This is a genomic window from Ketobacter sp. (assembly GCF_003671495.1).
In the GTDB taxonomy this organism is placed as follows: domain Bacteria; phylum Pseudomonadota; class Gammaproteobacteria; order Pseudomonadales; family Ketobacteraceae; genus Ketobacter.
The window spans coordinates 80,765-98,064 of the sequence record NZ_RCHN01000006.1 but is presented as its reverse complement, the minus strand read 5'-3'; the positions used below and the strand labels follow the sequence as shown (position 1 = coordinate 98,064).

The window sequence follows — 17,300 nt, the reverse complement described above, 5'->3', positions numbered from 1 at the left end:
ACATCCGAATAATGGACAATACTGCACATCCTACATGACAAGCATGCTACATCGCGGCATGCATTTTATGATCCAAATCATAGGAACAACGAGTAGGTTGTTTGAATTATCGAAGGTAAAACCAAAATTACTGGATTCAAAATAACAATCGGTTATATAAGTGTTCAGGCGAAGCGGTGGTACTTTGAAGTCAGACTTCAGGACACCGATAATGCCTGCTCAGTATAGAACCGGGCTTCCGAGTACAGGATTTCAACGAACGTGATGGCCACATCCCGAAACCAATCGCCCCCCATGAATCGTCTTCAGCAGAATCTTGAGCGCATTATTGCGGCCCGCCACCATGACCCGTTCACGGTGTTGGGCATTCATGACGAAAGTGATCAGAGCTATCTGACCGTTTATCGACCTCATGCGGATTCGGTTTGGGTCACGGTGGAGGGCCAGCGCACTGAGATGAAGCAAATTGGCAGCAGTGGGTTGTTCCGTATTGAAGGGGATGCCACCAGTTGGGGGCGGCATCCGGTGCTGGTGGAACGCAGTGGCGATTGGGAACAACACTTTATTGATCCTTACACATTCTGGCCGCAGGTGAGCGAGGAATGGTTGAACGGGTTTCACCTGCAGGAATGTTTTGACGCTTATCGCTTGATGGGCGCGCACCCCTGGCAGATTGATAATATCGACGGTACGCTGTTTGTGGTTTGGGCGCCCAACGCCGAACGGGTCAGTGTGGTTGGGGATTTCAATCGCTGGGATGGGCGCGTCAATCCCATGCGCAGCCGGGGACAGAGCGGTATCTGGGAGCTGTTTATACCCGAGTTCGAAGACGGCGCGTTGTATAAATTCGAGATCCGCAATCGCGATACCGGGGAGGTCACCATCAAGTCCGACCCCTACGGTCGGTTTTTCGAGGTGCGACCCAATTCCGCTTCCCGCTACTGTGCTCCAGCCCACTATCAATGGCAGGATGACCTGTGGCTGCAGCGGCGCTCAAAAGCCGATTGGTTGCACAGTCCCCAGTCTATTTATGAGGTTCATCTCGGGTCCTGGCGGCGGCAGGACAACGGCGATTTCCTGAGTTACCGGGAACTGGCTGAGCAGCTGGTGTCCTACGTCAAAGAGATGGGCTTCACCCACATTGAGCTGTTGCCGGTGACCGAGTTCCCCTTTGATGGTTCCTGGGGTTATCAGGTGACCGGGTTTTTTGCCCCCACCAGCCGTTTCGGTGACATCAATGATTTCAAATACTTTGTGGATCATTGCCACTGTAATGGTATTGGCGTGATCCTGGACTGGGTGCCGGCCCACTTCCCCAGGGATGCCCATGGCCTGGCCCGGTTTGATGGCACCTGCCTGTACGAGCACGATGACCCGCGCCGTGGTGAACATAAGGATTGGGGGACATTGATCTTCAACTATGGCCGCAATGAAGTGCGTAACTTCCTGTTTTCCAGTGCTTATTTCTGGCTGGAGGAATTCCACGTGGATGGTCTGCGGGTGGATGCGGTGGCCTCCATGCTGTACCTGGATTATTCCCGCCAGGCAGGGGAGTGGACGCCCAATCAATACGGCGGCAACGAGAACCTGGAAGCCATTCATTTTATCCGCCGCACCAACGAAAAGGTGCACCAGGACTTCCCCGGGGTGTTGATGATGGCGGAGGAATCCACCGCCTGGCCCCAGGTGTCACGGCCAGTATATCTGGGCGGATTGGGTTTCAGTATGAAATGGAATATGGGTTGGATGAACGACACCCTGCGCTACGTCAAGCATGATCCGGTGCACCGACCCTTCCACCATGAAAACCTGACCTTCAGCTTGTTGTATGCGTTTTCCGAGAATTTTGTGCTGCCCCTGTCCCACGACGAAGTGGTGCACGGCAAGTATTCCCTGTTGGAAAAAATGCCGGGGGACGGTTGGCAGCAGTTCGCTAATCTGCGCTTGTTGTTCACCTACATGTACACCCATCCGGGCAAAAAACTCCTGTTTATGGGCGGCGAGTTCGGCCAGGGCCGGGAGTGGTGTCACGATCGGGCTCTGGATTGGCATTTGCTGGAACACGACTGGCAGCGCGGAGTGCAATCGGTGGTGCGGGATCTGAACGGCCATTACCAGAAATTGCCGGCGCTGCATCGCTATGATTTCGAAGAGCGCGGCTTTCAGTGGATTGACTGCCATGACAGCTCACAGTCGGTCATCAGTTTCCTGCGTCGCAGCGAGCAGGGGTATGTGATCGTGGTGCTGAATTTCACCCCTGTGGTGCGGGAGCACTATCGCATTGGCGTGCCGGAAGGGGTGCAGTATCAGGAGATATTCAACTCCGATTCCATCTATTACGGTGGCAGTAACATTTCCAACGGCACCGCCATTCAGGCGGAGCCGGATGCCCACATGAATCAGCCCTGCAGCATTACGCTGACGCTGCCTCCGCTGGCGGGTATTATCCTGAGCCCGGCCTGAGCCTGCTGTTCATCCCAGGCAGGGCCCTTTGTTCAGTTGTACGTTGCTAGAAATAATAGCTGGGCTCTTCCCGGGGGCTGTGTAACTCCTGGGTGTCCGTTTCCTGATTCCATTGTTTGAAAACCTGCAGCAGCCCCAGGGTGGAAGGGTCATGGGCGTGTGGTTGCGCGCTGAAATCGTTGCCGTAGCGCTTGCTCAGTTCCGTACCCCAGTGGGTGAACGGGTTGATGTTCCAGATGATGGCGCGGGTGAAGGCAATGTGTTCATACAGGGCGAGTAATTGGCCCAGAGTTCCTGGCGTGAGCTGTTTCATAATGATGCTGGTGGATGGCTTGTTGCCCGGCAGCACCTGGTCGTTTATGGCAGGATTGCTAGCCGTTTGATTTGACGGGGGTGTCTCGCCCTGGTTACCCAGCATCAGGGCTTCACTCTGGGCCAGGCATTGCATCAGGTTCTGATGTTGTGCGCCGGCAACCGGCTCCCGGGCAACCGCAATGAAGTCTGCCGGAATGGTGTGCGTTCCCTGATGCAGCAGTTGAAAATAGGTATGCTGGCTGCTGTTGCCCGCCGTGCCCCAGATCACCGGCGCGGTCTGGTAGGCAACCGGGTGTCCCGCCAGATCGATGGATTTGCCGTTGGCCTCCATCAGGCAGTGTTGCACCAGTGCCGGCAGCAGCTCCAGGGATTCATGATAGGGCAGCAAAGCATGATTGCTGGCCTGCCAGAAATTGGTATACCACACTCCCAGCAGGGCCAGGATCACCGGAAAGTTCCGTGCCGGCTCGGTGGTGAGGAAATGCCGGTCCATGACATGGGCTCCAGCCAGAAACTCCACAAAGCGCTCCATGCCGATGGCCAGGGCCACGGGCAATCCCGCCGCGGTCCACAGGGAATAGCGACCGGGCAGCCAGTCCCAGACCGCCAGAATGCATTGCTCACCCACGCCAAACTCAAGGGCCGCTGCCTTGTTGCCGGTGATGGCGATAAAGTGGCGTTGCAGGGCGGTGTCCGTTCTCGACTGTTGCAGCACCCATTCCCGGGCCAGCTGCGCGTTGGCGATGGTCTCCTGAGTGGCGAAGCTTTTGCTGGAGATGATGAAGAGGGTGGTGTCCGGTTGCAGCTGGTTCAGCAATTGACGGAAGTGATCCGAATCGCCATTGGACACAAAGTGTATGCGGATGGAGTTGGTCTGGTAAGCGCCCAATGCCTTGTGCACCGCTTCTGCATCATTGGCCGCACCCCCCACGCCCAGTGTGACCACATCGGCGATGGGCTTGTCGCTTAATCCGCGCCAGCGCCAGGAACGTACCTCGCTGCAGATGCGTTCCATCTTGAACAGGTTGTCCCGAATCAGTGAGGAGATGTCCTCCCCGGCGATGCTGGTGGGGGTCAACGCCTTATCCCGCAGCGCAGTGTAGGGGATGGTTTGCAGGCCACTGGTGAGGGGTTCTGCTCTGGCCAGCCGCTGAATGGCTGTGGTGAGTTGTTGCTGCTCCGCCAATCCCAACAGCGCCGTCATTACCCGCTGGTCAACAAAGTGCTTCGAGTAGTCGATGAACAGATCCTGGCAATAACCGGAATACTGCTGAAACCGGTTGGGCTGCTGCCGGAACAGATCCGTTAAACGTGTGTTTAAAAAATCCTGGCGCAGGGCTTCCAGTTGCGGCCAGTAAGGTGAGGATATTGGGCTGGGCATATCCGGCTTCCTGATGGTTATGTTGGCAAGCGGCTGCCTTGCCAATGAGCTTGCTGGGGACAACAGGTGGAGCATTCCCCCCGAGCATAGAGACACAAAGTGACAAATAGCTTGATCCCAATCAAGTTTCCACAAACCCGCTTGCTCTTCGTCGGATTCGTTTGTCATGATAGAGTAGTTTCGTAGTGCTAATTTTTATAAGTACGATGGGTGATTGCTTTGACCCTGACCTATGGCGGCATGCGCCGAATCAGTTTCCAATGAACATACTTTTTGTTTGCAGTGAAGTGTTCCCCCTCATCAAGACCGGCGGCTTGGCGGATGTCTCCTATTCCCTGCCGCGGGCATTGGCGGACCTGGGGCATCAGGTGACGGTGGTACTACCCGGTTACCGCTCGGTTCGCGCCAGGTTGGGGGAACCGGATCAGCGCCGGTCATTGCCGGATGATTTTTTGCGCTCGGATATCCGGGTGGCGGAATATGCATCCAGCCCCGTGGGTGTGCCGTTGTTGCTGGTGGAGTCAGACAGCCTGTTCGACCGGGATGGAGGGCCCTATGAACGCAGCAGTGGTGATCCCTGGCCGGATAACGCCGATCGCTTTGCCCAGTTTTGTCGCGCTGTGGTGAGTTGGGTGGTGGCGGCGGAACAGGCCGGAGCCGGTTACCAGGTGGTGCACTGCAACGACTGGCAAACCGGGTTGATTCCGGCACTGCTGAGTTTGCACGAAAGCGCCGTGAAAACACTGTTCACCATTCATAACCTGGCCTACCAGGGTGTGTTCGATTACGCCACCTTTCAGCATCTGCAGCTGCCGGATACCTGGTGGCACCTGGATGCGCTGGAGTTCTACGGCAACCTGTCCTTTCTCAAAGCCGGCATTGTGTTTGCCGATTGGGTTACCACCGTGAGCCCAACCTACGCCGATGAGATCCTGCGGGAGCCGGCGGCCTGTGGCATGGGCGGGCTGCTGCAACACCATCAGAACAAACTGGTGGGCATTCTCAATGGGGCCGATTATGAGATCTGGAATCCACAAACCGACGACCATATTCTGTTCCATTTTGACCGTGACTCTCTGGAACAAAAGCTCAAGAACAAGTTGGACTTGCAGCGGATAAGCGGCCTGCGCTTGAGTAAATCGGCGCCCTTGATTGGGCTGGTGAGCCGGTTGGTGGAACAAAAGGGCATTGATTGGGTGGTGAGTGCCATGACCGCCACCCAGGAACACAAGGTGCAGTGGGTGATTCTGGGCAGCGGAACACCCCACTATGAGCAGCAGTTGCTGGAACTGGCCCAGGCCAACCCGAAAACGGTGTCCGTCACCATCGGCTATGATGAAGAACTTGCCCATCGCATCGAAGCCGGCAGCGACCTGTTTGCCATGCCTTCCCGGTATGAACCCTGTGGACTGAATCAGATTTACAGCCTGCGCTACGGCACCCTGCCCATTGTGCGGCGTACGGGAGGGCTGGCGGATACCGTGGTGAATGTGGACGAGTTGTCCCTGGAGCAGGGGACTGCCACCGGTTTTGTGTTCGAGGAACCCGCTGCCGCCGCGTTCACCGACACTGTGTTGCGGGCGATTGCCATGTACAGCCGGCGCAAAACCTGGCAGCGCATCCAGCAAACCGCCATGGCGCAGTGTTTTGACTGGCAACACAGTGCCCAGTCCTATCTGGAACTTTATCAACAGGACCATCAACAGGATCATCAACAGGAGTAGGTAAATGTCCTACGACATTGTGGCGATCGGCAGTGCGACCGTCGATCAGTTTGCGGATACGGATTCGGAGTTGATCCGCATCGAAACCCCCACCATGCAGGAGAAACTGATTGCCTTTCCCCTGGGCAGCAAAATTCTGGTGAAGGAACTGAATCTGGCCGTCGGTGGAGGCGGCACCAACTGTGCGGTGACCTTTGCCCGGCTGGGCTTGAAGACGGCGTATCTGGGTAAGGTCGGCACCGATGGCAACGGCGACTTTGTGGTGCGTACCCTGCAGCAGGAACATATCGATTTCATCGGCCCCAGGGAGGGCACCACCGGTATCTCGGTGATCCTCAACAGCTTTGCCCACGATCGCACTATCCTGGCCTACAAGGGCTGCAACAACAGTTTGCGGCTGGATGAGATCAAGCCCTTCGAAACCCGCTGGGTGTACCTGGCCAGTATGCTGGGTGAGAGCTTCGACACCATTGTCTCGTTACTGGCACAACAGGATTATCGGGTCGCCTTCAACCCCAGTAACTATCAGGCGGAACTGGGTTTCAAGGCGCTGCAACCCCTGTTGGAAAAGGTGGAGATCCTGGTGATGAACCTGGAGGAGGCCTGCAAGTTTCTGGGGTTGATCTACCAGGAGCGGCCCCCGGCCAGGGAGCTGTTGAAGAAAATGGCGGAACTGCCGCCCCGGGTTTTCGTCATTACCGATGGTGGCGACGGGGTGCATGTGTATGACCGGGAGCACTATTGCCGGGGCTGGCCGCGGGAAGGGCTCACCGTATTGGAGACCACCGGTGCCGGCGATGCCTTTGCGTCAACTTTCACTGCGGCCTGCGTGTTGGATGAGCCGATAGAGCAGGCCATACACCTGGGCATGACCAACGCCGAGTCAGTGCTGGTGCACCAGGGTGCAAAAGAGAAGCTGCTGAGTCGGGAAGAGCTGTATCAACAGGCCCAATCCTTTTCGCGCAAAATTGAGAAACAGGCAATCTGAGGGTTTAGAGAGCTTACTGAGGGTTTAGAGTTTGCTGGCCCGAGCCAGAAACTGATTGCGTTCATTCTGGTCCGGAATATGGCGGGCCAGTGCTTCCACCAGGTCCATCAGGTTGGGATGCTGGCGGCTCATTTTTTTCACCAGGCGGCTGGCCAGCGGCCCCACGTGAAACGCCAGGATCTCGGTGATCTGTTGCTGCTGTGACTCGGTGATGGTGGTTGCAGCCATTTGGGTGGGCTGATCAGCCGCACTGCGGGAATGGGAGGTCAGTCCGGCCTGGGAACCCCCCAGCGACGAGACTTTGGATATTCCGCTTTTTTCCACTGACTGCATGAACTGGCTGCGCTCGTCTTCATTGGGAATGTGCAAAGTCAGGTTGGCCATCAGTTGTTCCAGGCTGGTGGCGGAACGACTGTTTTTGCGCACCAGCAGCTTTGCCATCGGGCCAACGTAGCGCGCCAGAGAATGCTCCAGCGACAGCAACAGGTCGTCACTCCACTGAGAGGACGAAAAGGCATGGCTTTCGGTGGGGGCCTGTGCCACATAGTTGTCCGGTTTCGGGAAGTGGGCCGTGGTGGCCAGGGTCAGATCCATATCCTCAATGGAACGCAGTTTGTCGATGAACTGGGCGCTGGACTGGAAGCGTTGCCCCGGCTCCGGTTGCAGGGCGCGATCCAGAATCGGCTTGATGGAGCGGATGCTCTGGCCGGATAAATGCCGGGTGCTGTTCAGTTTGTCCAGGTTCTGGCTGAGGCTCAGCTCGCGGGATGGCCGCTCTTTGGTCAGCAATTCGTAAAACAACACGCCCACGCTGTAAAGGTCCGAACGCGCGTCCACCTGATAGCCTTGCAGGCCCTCAGGGGACATGTAGTTGGGGGTGCCTACCATAAAACCGGTGCTGGTGAGCTCCGAGGTGTCCAGGCGGGCAACGCCGAAATCCGAGACTTTGACGGTGCCGTTTTCCAGCAGGATGATGTTGGCGGGTTTGATGTCCCGGTGCACGATGCCCTTGTCGTGGGCATGGCCCAGGGCTTCCAGTACCTGGATGCAGATGTCGGTGGCGGAGGGCAGGGAGATGAAGGTGTCACTGCGCAGGTGTGCTTTCAGCTCAATCCCTTCCACGAACTCCATGACGATATAAGGCTCGCTGTCGCTGCCGAAATCGAAAATGGTGACGATATTGGGGTGCAGGCAGCGGGCTGCGGCCTTGGCCTCCTGCAAAAAACGCACTTCCAGATCGGCACCGTGTTCACCCTGGCGCAGGTGCTCATGGAGCACCTTGATGGCCACAGGCCGTTCAATCTGACTGTCATAGGCTTTGTAGACCACGCCCATGGCGCCGCTGCCCAGAATGCGTTCTATGTCGTATTTTGCAATGCGTTGAGGAGGCAAATGACCGCTACTCATGGTTAATCAATGGTTTCATCCAGCATCTGCACGGCGTTGCTCAGGCTGCGATGCATGCGGTTAAAGGAGCGGCCCAGGGAGGATATCTCGTCGTTGCCCTTCACCGTCAGCTCTTCTACGTTGAGGTTGCCCAGGCTGATTTCATCCGCCTTGCTGGACATGGCCTGTACCGGCTTGATCACGATAAAGTGTAGCAGCAGGTTGAGGATGATGGCGATGATCACAAAGATGCCAATCAGGGCCCCCATAAAGGTATAGAAGGTCTGGTCTGCCCGGGCCAGCGGCAGGGACATGGGTACCGATACCACCTGGGCGCCGATGGTTTCATTCAGTTTCCAGCCAAAACCGTTGCTGGAGCCGTAGGTCTCGATCAGGGTTGCAGGGGCCTCTGCCGGGGTGTTGTGGCAGGCCAGGCACCCGGGGTTGGTGATGGTGATGGGGCGGCTCAGGTACAACTGAGGTCCGGTTGGGGTTTCCCGTTCGCCGATCAGTTCCTCTTCGTTCACATGATTGCGGAACCAGTTCACAATATCCGCTTCCCACTCCGTGGCCCGGTTGGCCGGGTTAGTGGGGTTCAGGGCCGCCTCCTTGTAGCTGTAATCCTCATGGGATTGCTGCAGGGTCTTGATATATTGGGCAGCGGCATAGGCGGGTACGGTCTGGGGAATAAAGCTGCGACGCTGCTGCACCTTCAGCAACGGTTTGATCTCGTTGACTGTATAGGCCCGCACCGCCACCGCACTTTCCATCATGATGCGGGCCATATCCAGAACTTCTTCCCGGGCGTTCTGCTGCAGAATCTTGTGGCTGACGAACCCGGAAACCAGCAGCCCGATCAGCGTGGTGATGAATAAAACAAGGTTGAACTTTAAGCGTAATCCCATGGGTGGCTCCGGTTATGCTAGCGTGCGCTGATGCGGCGGTTGCAGCTTTCCCAGGCGTTCAGGGCCGGTGGGAAATGGGCAACCGAAATGGTGATGGATCGGGTCTCAGTCACCGGCCAGGTGGGCCAGTAACCCAATGCCACCCGAACCGAGTCCGAGGCTTTTAAAGCTTCAGTAAGTTGCTGTTTTTGTTTCGATATCGAGATTCTAGTGTCTTTGATCACGGATTCCAACGGAATGTGGGTGCCGTTACTGAGGAAGAGACCGGTTTCCGGGTAACTGAGATCGATGTCTGACTGGGTGACCACCTGCCAATCGGCTTTGGACAGGCGCAGTGTGACGCTGGTTTGGCCGGCGCCATCATCCATGGTTACAGGGACGGTCTGCAATGAGCAGCTGTCCTGGTCCGCCGCCAGAATCCAGGTGTCCATGACGGTCAGCGGCAGCTGGTCCAGATTGAACCGAATCGGCTCTGCCGGTGGGGCCTTGGCAGGCACTTCCGCTGTTTCCGGAGCAGCCACCGGATCAGCGGCTTCCCCAGTCACTGCAAGGGTGGCGGTTTCAGGGGGGAGGGCTTCGGGCTCGGGTGCAGGTGCTGGCGTTGGCTGTGGGGGGCGGAGGGGCGTGCTGGGTTGGCGTTTGGGGGCGTCTTCACCGGTGGGCAGTACCGTTTTTGGGGCAGGCTTGCGGGCGGCTTTTTCCTGATCCTGCTTCAGCACTTCTTCGAACGGAACCGCCTTGTACTGGTAGGGCTCCGGCTTGGTGACGGCTTCTGTTGCCGGTGCCTCCACTGTCTGTTCCGGCTCTGTTGTCACCGGGGGCGTGGGCTCCGGGGTGGGTTTTACCTGTTTGCCCGCACAGCCTGAGAGCAAGCCTGCCCCTGTGAACAGATACAAAGACATCACGAAAACAGCGGGCCTGATTGCCTGGTTCATTGGTTTCGTCCGGTGATTATAGGGTTGCGAATAAGGATATTTATTATTGTTATATAGTGGCCAATAGTCGTTCATTTGTAAAACGTAAAAATACACACTTTAACCGCGCTAGAGTAAACCTTCCCGCTTCACTTCGAAGTACTTGTTGATCAAGGCCACCGGCATCATCTGTGGGGTGCTGTTGACCGTGTGTATGCCGGAGTGATTGAAGGCCCGGGTCACCGCCTGGCGCCGCTCCAGATAGAGTTTGGTGCCCGCATAGCGCAGTGCATCCTGGAATTGGTGGATGGGCTGTTCCAGCAACTCATGCAGCTCGGGCTCTTCCAGGTTGGCCACCATCACCAGGTGTTTCTTGCGCAGCAGAGACAGAGCAGGTTTCAGGTCGTCCACGTTTTCGTCGCGAATGTTGGACAACAGCACCACCAGGGCCCGTTTCTGGTGGCGGGTCATCAGGGCACGTATGGCGGTATTGTAATCGCTGGCCCGGGTGCTGGCGTCCACGTCGTAGACGCAGTTCAGAATCTTCGACAGGTTGGCTACCCCTTTCACCGGCTTCAGCCAACGATCATCCCCCCCAAAACTGAGCAGGCCCACCGCATCGCCCTGTTTCAGGGCGGCGTAGCTCATCAACAACATGGCGTTCAAAGCGTGATCCAGATGACTGTGATCACCGTCTTTGGAGCGCATGCGTCGCCCGCAATCCACCAGGAACAGGATCTGCTGGTCCTTCTCATCCTGGTATTCCTTGGAGATCAGTTTGCGCAGCCGGGCGCTGGCGTTCCAGTCGATCTGGCGCAGGCTGTCGCCCTGACGGAATTCCCGCAGCTGCTGGAACTCCATGCCTTCCCCCCGGCGTTGCTGCAGGCGAATGCCCAACTGGGAGGATTGCTGTTCCATGGACATCATGGCGTAGTTGGAAACGGCGGCGAAGTTCGGATACACCTTGACGCGGCTGGGCGTGCCCACCAGCAGGCGCCGTTGCCAGAACCCCATGGGCGAGGGAAGCAACAGGTCCGTCAGGCCAAAGTCATGATTGCCGCGTTGCTTGGCCCGTACTCGGTAGCGGAATGCGGTGCCTTGCCGGGGTTGCAATCGCCCGTTCTGGAGGGCGTGCTCCGCCTCGCAATCCCCCGGGTAATGATCGTGAACCTCGATGCTCACGGGCCGTCGGTAGCGATGCAGAAGCTCCAGCTCCACCACAGACCAGACCCCAAGGGCCAGGGATTCGCTGTGGGAGCGGCGCACGGTGGGAGCGGCCATACGTCGCACGGCCACCACATCAAACAGCAGCAGAAACAGCAGGGTGGCGGTGCTGATCTGCCAGACCTTGCTCAGCTGTGGCTGCCATTCGGGTTGGCTCCATCCGGCGGGTAACCAGTTATTGAGGGCCGCAAGCAAGCCCAGCAGAGTCCAGCCGAGAGCAAACCAGAACAGGCGTTGGGTGGGTCGCATGGTGTTCCCCGCTACAGCCTGGGTGCTTCCACTTCCTGCAGCAATTGCTGCAGGGCCTGATCGGTTTTCAGGCCTTCTATTTCCATCTCCGCGGTCAGGGCCACCCGATGGCGCATCACCGGCAAGGCCATGGTTTTCACGTCATCCGGAGTAACAAAATCCCGCCCCTCCAACAGGGCGTGGGCGCGGGCGGCACGGATCAGCGCGATGCTGGCCCGGGGGCCGGCACCGTGGGCAAAGCTGTGCCACTCCCGCGAGCTGCGGGCGATGCGCACCGCATAATCGAACACCGCGTCGTCCACTTGGATACCCGCGGTGACTTTCTGCAGCCGGGGAATGTCGGTGGCGGAAACCACGGGCTCGATGGCGTCCACGCTCAAGGTATCCTGCACCTGCCCGGTGGTGATCTGCTTGACCAGGTCCTGCTCTTCCTGCTCGCTGGGGTAGTCAATCAACACCTTGAGCATGAACCGGTCCAGCTCCGCTTCCGGCAGGGGGTAGGTGCCCTCCTGTTCAATGGGGTTCTGGGTGGCCAACACCATAAACGGTGTCAGCGCCGGGAAGGCTTTGCCCTCAATGGTGATCTGCTTCTCCTGCATCACTTCCAGCAGAGCGGACTGGGTTTTGGCCGGAGCCCGGTTGATTTCGTCCGCCAATAACAGGTTACAGAAGGCGGGCCCGCGGCGGATTTTGAACTGCTCGGATTTCATATCATAGAGCGCGTGGCCGGTGACGTCCGACGGCATCAGATCAGGGGTGAACTGGATGCGTCCGAATTGCCCCTGAAAACACTTGGCCAGGGCTTTCACCAACAGGGTTTTTCCCAGCCCGGGCACCCCTTCCACCAGAACGTGGCCGGTGGCCAGCATGGCAATCAGCACCTGGTCGATGACCGGTTGTTGCCCCACCACCACCCGGGCAATCTGCTCCCGCATGCGCTGTACCCGTTGGATTGCCTCGGTCAGGTTAAGGGTTGGCTCCGTCATAGTGCATTCCTTATGGTTTGTAATTGAGAAATCAGTTCTGTCCAGGGGTGTTCCCGTTCCGGGCTGGGCTGGCTCATGGCCTGCACCACCAGGTTCGGGTCAAGCTGACTGCTGCGGGCCACCAGCTCCAGCCATTTCGCTTGATCCGCCTCAAAATCCAGATGATGCTGGCGGCTGACTTCGGCGCGGATGTCATGGCGCAGGCTTTCCACCATGGCGCCCGCACCCGCGTGGTTCCAGTCAAAACGGGTAGCGGCTTCGATGTGTTCCAGCAACTGGCGGTGCTCACCGGCGGGCTCGGGAATCATGGGGCCAAAGCGCACCCAGCGTCGCCATCCCCAGATCAGCAGCAGTACCAGCAGGCCGGTCATTAAGAAGGGAGCGGTACGCCATAATTTATCCAGCAGGCTCTCGCTGTCGTTGCTGCTGACGAACCAGACCACGTCGTCAGCCTTCACCAGCTGCCAGAGAAAATACGCGTGATCATAGTCTCCGATCCGGTCGCTTTCCCAGATGGTGGTGTCCATCAGCACCGTCAACCTGCCGGCGCCCACCTGGTACTGTAATACCGCGTTGGGCCAGGCATCGCCACCGTAACGGGCTGCGCCATCGTCGTCGTCCAGGGTGTAATTCCACACCGATTCGATTTGCAGCGTTTCCCCTTCCCACTGCAGGGCAAACAGGTTATCGAAGCTGAAAAATGTGCAACTTTGCTCAGCCTCGTCTTCCTCTTCGTCGGGGGTGGTTGCGTCCTCCACCGAGGCTGCCTCGATGTCTTCCCCTGTCCAGTCCTCATCTTCTGCGTAGTCTTCGTTTTCATCCTCTTCCAGGGCATAAAGGCGCACACCGAACTCGTCCAGCAGGGGATCGGCGGCTTCCTGGTCGAAGTCCCACTCAGCCACCGCCGTGATCACCAGGTGGCCGCCGTTGTTCACCCAGTCCAGCAGGGTTTCCCGGGTGGCCGGGTTGGCGATGGGGGCGCTGTTGTCCAGGATCAAGGCGTCATAGGGATTCAGTTGCTCAAACACCGGATGCAGATTAAAGGAGCGATGGGATTCTTTCTGTTGGCGCGCCAGAAATTGCTGGGCAGCGTGCCAGGGGTTGAACAACACGTTCAACTCCGGGCCGGAGTCCCACTGGTGGGTGTAACGTTCCACCTGAGTGGACAGCCAATACAACCCCGCCCCGGCCAAAGCCAGAATCACAGTACCCAGCAGCAGGTGGCGGCGGTTCACGGTTGCGGCTCCTGCTGGTCAAAGTCGGGCCAGGCGGCACACAGACGGTCGAAGTCCTCGGAGCTGAGCGGACGGTGGGCATAGGCCAGGGCAATCCAATGCCGCGTCAGCTCCTGGAAGAACTGCCCCCGAGGTGGCGATTCATGCTTCAGGCACAGGCGCAGGCATTCCTGTTCGGTATGGCTGCTGTTCAGGGGCAGGTGACGTTCGTGGATCAGAAACGTCAGGGCCGCCCGGTAAAGCAGGCTCACGGCCTGACGAAACTGCTGCTGCTGCCACAGGGCCTGGGCCGCAGCCACGATATCCTCGGGTAGACTGTCCTGGTTCAGCTCCAGCCCGAACAGGTGGCTGGGCGGTGGTGCGTGGGCGGCTTGCTTCAGTTTCAGGCCTGGCCCCCGCAGACCCCGAAAGCGGTAGACCAGATAGGCAAAAAGGGCGATCACCAACCCCCACAATATGGCCTCCAGCAGAGCAACAATGACACTGTACCAATCACTGATGCCGTCAAACAGAGTCCACCCTTCCAACTTGTCCGCCAGCCATTTACCCAGGTCCTTGAACATGCCGTCTTCCTCTGCGGCGGCATCTTCGGGTGGCTCGATCCAGCGCCAGCGCTGTTCCTCTTTGATCTGGTGGAAATCATCGCTCTCCAGAATCTCTGCGATGATGAGCTGACTTTCTTCCCGGGTAACCTGCGCCTTGGTGGGTTGGGGCAGGGTGAATGGGACCAGTAACAATAAAGCCATGACCAGTGTCGCCAGGCTTTTGCCGCGCTGCTGATGCTCATTGCTGAGCTGGCGGAAGGTAAGTTCGATGTCCCACGCTTCCAGCCAGGTGCGCCGGTTGATGTACAGCATGAAGCCCCCGCAGACGTAAAACGGCGACACCAGCGCCATGGCGATAAACCCGGCAACGGTAATGGTGGGAAACAGCAACGGGCTGGAGTACAGCATATCGAAGTCGAAATCGATAGCCATCTCCATAGGAATGAAAATCCAGGCCAGGCTGAATACCCCGAACACCAGCACTCCTTCCAGGGTGTTGCCCACCGCCGTCAGCCAAAGGCCGGACGAACCGGCACCACGATGCAGGGTTTCCAGGCGCTGTCCGCGGCGGCGCCCATGTAATTGCTCCAGCTCCCCCACCGGCATGTTGAAAGAACGGGAGAAGGCCAGACGTTGGATCACCAGCTTGCTGAACCACTGGTGCAGTGCGATTTTGTGGGCCTGGCGCAGCGTGTCCTGCCAGCGAATGCGGTCGTCAAACAGCTTTTCCGAGATATAGCGCAGTTGCACGGACTCGAACAGGGGTTTCAGCCACCACACCAGCAACAGCGCCCACAGGGGCTGATCCATGAACAGCAGATAGCTCAGAACCATGAGCGGGGCCGCCGGAATCAGCCACAACCACAGCAGTGGCATGAACCACTGCCGGGCCATCACGAATCCCAGGTCAACCGCCTCATAGGGGTTGCGGGGGCGCACCTGTACGCTGATCTTACTCAGATCCACGGCGTGCCCCCAAAGCAAAGTATGACAACACCAGCAACCAGAAACTGGCCCCGGCGGTGTATTTTGCGGTAATGGACAGGTAGCTGCTGGAGGACCAGAAGGCCTCAACAAAGGCCGCAACCAGCAACATAAAGAACACACCATAAACGAGTGGCATGGCTTCGCGGGCGGAACGAATCAATGACTGCTTGCGGCTCAGGCGTCCTGGGCACAGCAGTCCATAACCCAGCTTCAACCCGGCAGCGCCGGCGATGGCGATGCCGGTGAGTTCGAATGCGCCATGGCCCACTACAAAGGGGAAAAAGGTTTCTGTGTAGCCGAGTTCCGTGAGATAGCCAGTGACCGCGCCGATGGCGATGCCGTTGAACAACAGATTGAAGATCGCACCGGCCCCCAACAGGAAACCGCTGGCAAAGGTTTGAAAGCCGATGCCGATGTTGTTCTTGATGTAAAAGCTGAACATGGTGAAATCATCGGCCGCGGTGCGTGTCTCTTCCATACGTGCTTTGCTGGCCGGGTTGTACATCTCGGTGAAATCCATCACCGATTCTTCGGGATAGATGCTGTACACCAGGCTGGGGTTGTAATAGGTGAGTACTGCAGTCAATAACAGGGAGCCAAAAAACAGGGTGCTGGCGATGCCCACAAATGCGATTTCCCGGCGCACAGCCGCGGGAAAACCCACCAGAATAAAATACACCATGTTGTAGAGAATATTGGTGTGACTCTTATAGAGCTGCTGATGCCCCCGTAACGCCAACTGGTTCAGACGGTCGATCAGGTGGGGGCTGTACTGCCGCTCCTGGGCCAGTGCCAGGTGGTGACACACCTGACGGTACTGCTCGGCAAACCCGGACACCTGGGGGGCTTTGCCGCTGCGCTTGCGCGACTCCAGACTGTCCAGTTTGGACTCAAACTGCTGCCAATGGCCGCGGTTATTCTGCTCAAACAGTTCCTGCTTCATTGTCCCCCCCGCAGCCAGGTGGCAACGCGCACAATGTGATTGACGGCTTCCTGATTTTGCTGTTGAAACACCGGTTGCAGGTGGTTCGCCAGTTCTTGCTGCCGCTCTTTGGTGAGCGAGTTTTGACGTTCCACAAACGACAACATGGCGCGCTGCTGTTTCAGGTTGAGGGCAATCGGGGGTGGGGAACTGGTGCTGGCCGGCCATTTGGGCGCGGCTTTGGATTTCTCCCGATAGATCACCACTGTGCCGGCGGCCAGGTCGCCCACCCGCTTGAAGTCTTTATTGAGAATCATGCTGACCAGTCCGGTGACGTAACCCATGGGTAGAAAATCCACAATGCGTAAAAAATTACGCACGATGGAGGCGGACCAGCCGATGGGTGTGCTGTCGTCGTTCACCACCGCAATGGCCATGGCTTTCTTGCCCGGTGTCTGACCCTGGTTCAACACTTCGAACAACACCGGGTAGAACCACTCCAGCACAAAGGTCAGGATCAGCCACAGGGCCATGCCCACTTTTCCCAGAAAAGCCAGTGCGATGAGCAGGCCGATCTGAACCCCCATGCGGATCAGGCTGTCGATGGTGAACGCCAGAATGCGCACCAATGGACCTGCGATATGAATATCAAGATCGATGTTTTCCGGTGTTTCCAGTTTCCGGTATGTATCCAGCATGCAACCTAACTGATATTTTCCAGGCGCGCGTAATAGCGTGCAGCCATCATCGCAGCGCAGAATGCCCCAATGGTGAGTATGGTTTCGAGTAATCCCATTACTCCCAGTATAGTGGGAAGTGCGAAACTGCTCATAACACCTTGGCAAAAGTAGAGCAAAATCACGAAACAGAACCAGATGAAGACTTTGGGCTTGCGCGCCAGCATCCCCGGGATAAACAAAATCAAGGGAATCATGTGAATCAGGAGGATGGTGATCCAGTGCTCCACCGGAATAAAAATGACACGCCAGGCCACAAACAGCAGCAACAGGGCGGCCAGTAGCCCCAGGGTCAGGGTGCGGCAGAACTCCGCACGTTTGGTCAGCAGTTCAGTCATC

At 57.7% G+C, this 17,300-nt stretch carries 14 protein-coding genes; 3 read left to right on the top strand and 11 right to left on the bottom strand.

Translation table 11 applies throughout. The annotated features are described in order from the left end of the window. Positions 1–294: 294 nt before the first annotated feature. Positions 295–2,463 (top strand): 1,4-alpha-glucan branching protein GlgB, encoded by a 2,169-nt coding sequence (glgB, locus tag D9N14_RS01900; RefSeq protein WP_290576262.1) that lies wholly within the window; start codon positions 295–297, stop codon positions 2,461–2,463. 46 nt (positions 2,464–2,509) lie between these two features. On the opposite strand, the gene pgi is transcribed toward glgB, so the two are convergent. Continuing rightward, positions 2,510–4,159, bottom strand: a complete 1,650-nt coding sequence (gene pgi, locus D9N14_RS01895; protein ID WP_290576260.1) for a glucose-6-phosphate isomerase — start codon at positions 4,157–4,159, stop codon at positions 2,510–2,512. A gap of 260 nt (positions 4,160–4,419) precedes the next feature. Here pgi and glgA point away from each other — a divergent pair, with 260 nt between their 5' ends. Continuing rightward, complete coding sequence (gene glgA / locus D9N14_RS01890; RefSeq protein WP_290576258.1) at positions 4,420–5,883, top strand: glycogen synthase GlgA; 1,464 nt, start codon at positions 4,420–4,422, stop codon at positions 5,881–5,883. A gap of 4 nt (positions 5,884–5,887) precedes the next feature. After that, the gene (locus D9N14_RS01885) at positions 5,888–6,871 is read left to right on the top strand and encodes a carbohydrate kinase family protein (RefSeq protein ID WP_290576256.1); all 984 of its coding nucleotides are present in this window, start codon (positions 5,888–5,890) and stop codon (positions 6,869–6,871) included. Positions 6,872–6,895: 24 nt separating this feature from the next. Here D9N14_RS01885 and D9N14_RS01880 read toward each other — a convergent pair whose 3' ends face one another. The 10 genes from D9N14_RS01880 to D9N14_RS01835 all read right to left on the bottom strand — a co-directional run bounded on the left by D9N14_RS01880 (position 6,896) and on the right by D9N14_RS01835 (position 17,299). Further along, positions 6,896–8,278, bottom strand: coding sequence for a serine/threonine-protein kinase (locus D9N14_RS01880; RefSeq protein ID WP_290576254.1), 1,383 nt, complete (start codon positions 8,276–8,278; stop codon positions 6,896–6,898). 2 nt (positions 8,279–8,280) lie between these two features. Continuing rightward, the gene (locus tag D9N14_RS01875) at positions 8,281–9,162 is read right to left on the bottom strand and encodes a DUF3365 domain-containing protein (RefSeq protein WP_290576252.1); all 882 of its coding nucleotides are present in this window, start codon (positions 9,160–9,162) and stop codon (positions 8,281–8,283) included. A gap of 17 nt (positions 9,163–9,179) precedes the next feature. After that, complete coding sequence (locus tag D9N14_RS01870; RefSeq protein ID WP_290576250.1) at positions 9,180–10,034, bottom strand: hypothetical protein; 855 nt, start codon at positions 10,032–10,034, stop codon at positions 9,180–9,182. A 171-nt stretch (positions 10,035–10,205) separates the two neighbouring features. Next, positions 10,206–11,549 carry a DUF58 domain-containing protein gene (locus tag D9N14_RS01865; RefSeq protein ID WP_290576248.1) on the bottom strand — a complete coding sequence of 448 codons (1,344 nt, stop codon included), beginning with the start codon at positions 11,547–11,549 and terminating at the stop codon, positions 10,206–10,208. 11 nt (positions 11,550–11,560) lie between these two features. Continuing rightward, positions 11,561–12,484: an AAA family ATPase gene (locus tag D9N14_RS01860; protein ID WP_411267911.1), complete on the bottom strand. Its 924-nt coding sequence runs from the start codon at positions 12,482–12,484 to the stop codon at positions 11,561–11,563. Positions 12,485–12,531: 47 nt separating this feature from the next. Beyond that, positions 12,532–13,770 (bottom strand): DUF4350 domain-containing protein, encoded by a 1,239-nt coding sequence (locus D9N14_RS01855; protein ID WP_290576244.1) that lies wholly within the window; start codon positions 13,768–13,770, stop codon positions 12,532–12,534. After that, positions 13,767–15,281 (bottom strand): DUF4129 domain-containing protein, encoded by a 1,515-nt coding sequence (locus D9N14_RS01850; protein WP_290576242.1) that lies wholly within the window; start codon positions 15,279–15,281, stop codon positions 13,767–13,769. Before D9N14_RS01850 ends, D9N14_RS01855 begins: the two co-directional genes overlap by 4 nt. Then, positions 15,268–16,245, bottom strand: coding sequence for a stage II sporulation protein M (locus tag D9N14_RS01845; RefSeq protein ID WP_290576240.1), 978 nt, complete (start codon positions 16,243–16,245; stop codon positions 15,268–15,270). Before D9N14_RS01845 ends, D9N14_RS01850 begins: the two co-directional genes overlap by 14 nt. Next, positions 16,242–16,922 (bottom strand): RDD family protein, encoded by a 681-nt coding sequence (locus tag D9N14_RS01840; protein WP_290576238.1) that lies wholly within the window; start codon positions 16,920–16,922, stop codon positions 16,242–16,244. The genes D9N14_RS01845 and D9N14_RS01840 overlap by 4 nt, the downstream gene beginning before the upstream one ends. Before the next feature lie 5 nt (positions 16,923–16,927). Continuing rightward, the gene (locus tag D9N14_RS01835) at positions 16,928–17,299 is read right to left on the bottom strand and encodes a DUF2069 domain-containing protein (protein ID WP_290576236.1); all 372 of its coding nucleotides are present in this window, start codon (positions 17,297–17,299) and stop codon (positions 16,928–16,930) included. Between the last annotated feature and the right edge of the window lies 1 nt (position 17,300).

Bases quoted from the DNA above. Each gene is read 5' to 3' on its own strand.
- pgi (WP_290576260.1), bottom strand. From the start codon at position 4,159: ATGCCCAGCCCAATATCCTCACCTTACTGGCCGCAACTGGAAGCCCTG.
- D9N14_RS01840 (WP_290576238.1), bottom strand. From the start codon at position 16,922: ATGCTGGATACATACCGGAAACTGGAAACACCGGAAAACATCGATCTT.
- D9N14_RS01875 (WP_290576252.1), bottom strand. From the start codon at position 9,162: ATGGGATTACGCTTAAAGTTCAACCTTGTTTTATTCATCACCACGCTG.
- D9N14_RS01880 (WP_290576254.1), bottom strand. From the start codon at position 8,278: ATGAGTAGCGGTCATTTGCCTCCTCAACGCATTGCAAAATACGACATA.
- glgA (WP_290576258.1), top strand. From the start codon at position 4,420: ATGAACATACTTTTTGTTTGCAGTGAAGTGTTCCCCCTCATCAAGACC.
- D9N14_RS01865 (WP_290576248.1), bottom strand. From the start codon at position 11,549: ATGCGACCCACCCAACGCCTGTTCTGGTTTGCTCTCGGCTGGACTCTG.
- D9N14_RS01885 (WP_290576256.1), top strand. From the start codon at position 5,888: ATGTCCTACGACATTGTGGCGATCGGCAGTGCGACCGTCGATCAGTTT.
- glgB (WP_290576262.1), top strand. From the start codon at position 295: ATGAATCGTCTTCAGCAGAATCTTGAGCGCATTATTGCGGCCCGCCAC.
- D9N14_RS01835 (WP_290576236.1), bottom strand. From the start codon at position 17,299: ATGACTGAACTGCTGACCAAACGTGCGGAGTTCTGCCGCACCCTGACC.
- D9N14_RS01845 (WP_290576240.1), bottom strand. From the start codon at position 16,245: ATGAAGCAGGAACTGTTTGAGCAGAATAACCGCGGCCATTGGCAGCAG.
- D9N14_RS01860 (WP_411267911.1), bottom strand. From the start codon at position 12,484: ATGCGGGAGCAGATTGCCCGGGTGGTGGTGGGGCAACAACCGGTCATC.